The organism is Waterburya agarophytonicola KI4 (genome assembly GCF_020640915.1).
Lineage (GTDB): Bacteria > Cyanobacteriota > Cyanobacteriia > Cyanobacteriales > Xenococcaceae > Waterburya > Waterburya agarophytonicola.
Genome location: NZ_JADWDC010000137.1, coordinates 1 through 3,411, shown reverse-complemented (window position 1 = coordinate 3,411; position 3,411 = coordinate 1). Strand labels below are relative to the sequence as shown.

At 38.8% G+C, this 3,411-nt stretch carries 7 protein-coding genes and 1 pseudogene; all 8 read right to left on the bottom strand.

Annotation, left to right across the window (positions count from 1 at the left end):
- Positions 1 to 110: 110 nt before the first annotated feature.
- Entirely contained in the window at positions 111 to 722 is a 612-nt protein-coding gene (locus tag I4641_RS23510; RefSeq protein WP_229643014.1) for a KTSC domain-containing protein, read from the bottom strand.
- The gene (locus I4641_RS23505) at positions 712 to 933 is read right to left on the bottom strand and encodes a hypothetical protein (RefSeq protein ID WP_229643013.1); all 222 of its coding nucleotides are present in this window, start codon (positions 931 to 933) and stop codon (positions 712 to 714) included. Before I4641_RS23505 ends, I4641_RS23510 begins: the two co-directional genes overlap by 11 nt.
- 95 nt (positions 934 to 1,028) lie before the next feature.
- Entirely contained in the window at positions 1,029 to 1,757 is a 729-nt protein-coding gene (locus I4641_RS23500; protein WP_229643012.1) for a class I SAM-dependent methyltransferase, read from the bottom strand.
- A 75-nt stretch (positions 1,758 to 1,832) separates the two neighbouring features.
- The gene (locus I4641_RS23495; protein ID WP_229643011.1) at positions 1,833 to 2,099 is read right to left on the bottom strand and encodes a hypothetical protein; all 267 of its coding nucleotides are present in this window, start codon (positions 2,097 to 2,099) and stop codon (positions 1,833 to 1,835) included.
- A 94-nt stretch (positions 2,100 to 2,193) separates the two neighbouring features.
- A complete protein-coding gene (locus tag I4641_RS23490) occupies positions 2,194 to 2,406 on the bottom strand; it encodes a hypothetical protein (protein ID WP_229643010.1) in 213 nt (70 codons plus the stop codon).
- A gap of 97 nt (positions 2,407 to 2,503) precedes the next feature.
- On the bottom strand, positions 2,504 to 2,704 hold the full coding sequence (locus I4641_RS23485; protein ID WP_229643009.1) for a hypothetical protein: 201 nt from the start codon (positions 2,702 to 2,704) through the stop codon (positions 2,504 to 2,506).
- Positions 2,705 to 2,995: 291 nt separating this feature from the next.
- The gene (locus tag I4641_RS23480; protein WP_229643008.1) at positions 2,996 to 3,208 is read right to left on the bottom strand and encodes a hypothetical protein; all 213 of its coding nucleotides are present in this window, start codon (positions 3,206 to 3,208) and stop codon (positions 2,996 to 2,998) included.
- Positions 3,205 to 3,411: pseudogene (locus tag I4641_RS23475) on the bottom strand (zeta toxin family protein); the annotation flags it as partial. The gene I4641_RS23480 and the pseudogene I4641_RS23475, both read right to left, overlap by 4 nt.

The following is a 3,411-nucleotide window of genomic DNA, read 5'->3' as shown; positions in this document are numbered from 1 at the left end:
TGTAGAAGATCGGTAATGGTTTCAGTGTAAGGGCTAGAAGAATTGGACATAGTATTAGGTAATGAAGTTAAATCAAGAATCAAGAACAAAGAATCTTGATTCTTGAAAAGTTAGGGGATTTGGCGATAGGGGAATCGATCACGGATCTGCTGGTGAAAAAACTGACCTTTAGAAGAAGAATCGACAAACTCTTCAAAGAGCCGAGGATGAAAATTTTCGTACAAATATACAGATTGGGAATGAAAGCGCACAAAGAGAGAAGACTTCAAGCGATCGAAACGGACAGCCTCAATACAAGAAGAATCGACCTCAATCCAGCGAGATTCATCGGGTTCAATTCCCTGTTGTGCCAAAGTATTAACTAAATGGCGATCGCAGGAAGAATTAGCGATCGCCTGCCAATCACCGATAGTTAAAGATAAGGAATGCTCAAAAAGCTTATTATCAAGAGCATTCTCGATACTTTGAGGATGGTCGTAATCGCGGATCAATCGTTGCCACTGCTTCCAAGTAAGAGGAAGATTGATTTCTTTTTTCTTCAAACGAGAATCAAGGTCAAAATCACGACAAGAGTCAACAGGGATCGCGTTAATAGTAGATTTATCGAGAGATTTAAGCTTTTGCCACATGGAGGTATAAGCGGGGGCAATAGCGCAGCGAATGTCATTTTTGTGGTTTGGTTGGTGGTCAAAATACTGGCACTGAGAGCAATTAGAAAGCATGATTTGTAACCTCTTGAGAAGAAACAGAACTACTAATGGCGTTGGCAGTAGTGTGGGGAAAAAGTAACAAAACAGAGAAAGTTAATAAGAGGGGAGAAAGAAAATGTATAAGAGAACGACGAGAAGAACGAAGCTGTTTTAACTCTTCCTGAGCTAAATCAAGTTGAAGCTGTATTAAGCGGAGAGAAGTTGAGAAGTCTTGATGGTTCATGGTTTTACTTGGAAAGAAATGAGGATTGAGAAAAAAATCAAGAATCAAGAATATTGAATATTGAAAGTAGAATATTGATTCTTGAATAAATAAAATCAAGCAGGTTTATCGATGGCGATAAGCTGTATGGGAACAGAGGTAGGGCGATCGCTCTTCTGAAAAGCACGACTGAGGTTAAGGAAACGAGCCTGAACAGACTTGAGCCAGTCAAAGAAGTCACGATCTCTCTTGCTGGGTTGAAGTTGATAATGATGGGCAAGTGTGACTAATTTGCCTCCAGGTTTGAGAAATTTATATGCGTGCTGTGTGTGACGGGTAACGCCATTATTACCAAAGGGAGGATTAGCCAGGATGCGATCATAAATAGGTTGAGGCGAACTAGTAAGAAAATCAGTACCAATAAGATTAAATCCTTGAAGCTTCAGAGCCTTTTGCAGCAAAGGTTGAAGCTCAAAACAATCAATTTTTTCGATTCCAGAAGCAGCGATTGCCGAAGCAAGATCGCCAGAACCCGCCGAAGGTTCGAGAACTAGATGTTTAGGATCGAGTTGAGCAACTTCAAGTATTTTAGCGATCGCATCTGTTGGGGTAGGAAAAAAGTCCCAAATTTGTTGTTTAATTGCAGTCTGCTTAATTTCGCTAACTTCAGATTCAGTAGAGATAGTGGAATTAATGCCAAAATAAAAGGCTGCCTCTTGCCAAGAATGAGGGTACATTGCTTTAAGATGCTGCAAAGTATAGCCTGAGAAGTCACGAGCAGTATAGACGGTAGCCTTGGAAGTGCTGACAGAAATAGTAGATTTGAGCTTGGGCTGAGAAATCATAGTTTTGTACCTGAAACGATAGGTATGAGAAAAGAATGAAGGGAGGGTGCGATCGCGTTTTTGCTTGGATGTCAGTTAAGATTCGAGATATTCTTGGGCAATACGGTCGATTTTTTGATAGTGCTGGGGTTCTAAATATTGATTGGGATTTTGAGCAAATCTATCGATTAAGTCATTTAAAGCATCAAAAAGAACTCCTTCAAAAAGAGGCGATGGTAATAGATAATGCTCTGAATCAACCACTAAATTAGCAGTAATATCGGGTATAGATTCGGTAACGTTGATGATGCGAGGTGCTACTTTTGTAGCTGCTGTTTGAGTTTTGGTTTTAGAAGTAGTCATTTGTGTTTACTATCTGAAGAGACTGAGGATTAGCGATCGATAATTGAAACGGGGGAGCGACCGCACTCTGAATGGCGATCGCTTGAGAGAAGAATTAGGAGCAGAATTTTAGAAAAAACTCATCGTAGGAGTAATTGCGTCGTTCGTTTAAAGAAGTGCTGAGAAACAAGATTTCTTTACGATAGTGGTCAGCACAAATTACAATCGATTGGTTTTTGAAAAAGCCACGAAGTTTTATCCCGCTTCGATCTTCAGCTTCAACATTTAAACCAGTAGCTTTGAGAATGGAAATAATTGCCTGAATCATAGTTGTGTACCTGAAAAGAAATAAGGGTTAGCAATTGATAATTGAAGGGAAGTATAAGAGCGATCGCGCAAACAGATGGCAATCGCTTGTTAGATGCTTAAAGAGTATGGATTAGAACGGGTTCAGTGCTGAGAGAATAACCACAGCTTGTCCAACCAGATAACCATTGTTGCCAGTCTTTGGGTGAAGGGAAAGAAGAAAAGGCAGCAGTTAAGGTTTGAGTGTCGTCATCAGCGGAACTGTAGAGTTTGAAAGTGAACTCGAAAACGGTAGGTTGAGTTAAAATGCTATTAATCATTGTCTTACTCGTAATAAGGTAATGGATATGCCTTTGTTGCTGCTCGTAACAGCTTCAGAGGTTTTTAATTTGTAGAGTTGAAAATCGTGTTTCGCTTTTTCCTTTGCTCTACTCTTATATAATAACAATACCTTTATAATAATGTCAAGAAAAAAGCCAAAAAAGTTTTATAAGGGTAAAAATAGATAGAGTGAGAAGCAAAAAAAAGCTCCTATTCAGCTAAAAAGCTGTAATAAGAGCGATCGTAATATATCAGTGAATTTTAAATAATAATTATCTGCAAATAAGTATTCAAGAAACTTGTGAGGTTTTTTGTTGTCTTTGTTTGAGCTTTTGGGCTAAAGGAATGATGTCTTTGGGTTGAATTTCAACGACATTGCCATCTTCGTCAGATTGAGCGATGGCGTGACCTAGAGTGCGATGTTGTTCGATCGCTTCGTCAACAGCTTCTTGGACAATAGGGTCAAAGAGAGTAGACAATTTATCAGGAATAGGATTAGTCATAGATTGGTAGAAGAAAGAATATTTTGCCAGGTATCAGGCTGGTAAATAACAATAGATTGAATCTTAGGCTTTTCAGCAATTTTTGTTCTCTGGATACTATTATCATAAACAATCCAACGGTCAGCCAAAGGCAAATAAAGTTCAAAAAAATTATTTAAGCCTCTTTGGTATCGTCTTACTATTGTATCTCTAGGAATATTATG